The sequence below is a fragment of the Campylobacter sp. RM12640 genome, assembly GCF_020137595.1.
In the GTDB taxonomy this organism is placed as follows: domain Bacteria; phylum Campylobacterota; class Campylobacteria; order Campylobacterales; family Campylobacteraceae; genus Campylobacter_E.
The window spans coordinates 1-639 of the sequence record NZ_JACGAU010000067.1 but is presented as its reverse complement, the minus strand read 5'-3'; the positions used below and the strand labels follow the sequence as shown (position 1 = coordinate 639).

Annotated in this window: 1 protein-coding gene; it reads left to right on the top strand. The window is 33.3% G+C overall.

The features are described 5' to 3' along the window. The coding region (locus AVBRAN12640_RS09905) for a molybdopterin-dependent oxidoreductase (RefSeq protein WP_336609193.1) at window positions 1-639 on the top strand (639 nt) is incomplete at both ends.

Sequence of the window (639 nt, the reverse complement as noted above, 5' to 3'; positions counted from 1 at the left end):
AGCTACCATTATTCAGATGGTGGAGTTCCAACTCCGGGTGCAGTTACGGGCAATGCTAATAGTGGTAATATTGAAGATAAAGCAAATAATTTTAGTGGTTTTCCTGGACTTGCAGGAATTAGCACAAAAACTACTATAAAAGGGGAGTGGGATAATAGAACTAACGAAGTAATTCCTGTTTCAAGAATAGTAGATATGCTTGAAAATCCTGGTAAAGAATATGAATTTGATGGCAAAGTTAAGACCTTCCCTTTAATTAAGTCAATTTATTGGGCTGGTGGTAATCCAATGCACCATCATCAAGATAGAAATAGACAATTAAAAGCATTTGCTAAGGTTGATAGCTTTATAGTTCAAGATTGTTTTTGGACTGCTAGTGCAAGATATGCTGATTTAGTTCTACCGGCTACTACTGAAATAGAAAGAAATGATATAACTAAAGCACATACAAACAAATATATCTTCGCTATGAAAGAATGTATAAAGCCTATGTATAACTCAAGAAATGATTATGATATTTTTTGTGGAATTATTAAGCATTTTGGTGAAGAAAAATACCAAGCTTTTACAGAGGGTAAAACTGCAAATGAATGGATTAAATACTTTTACGAACAATCAAGAGAAAAAGCAGCAGCAAGT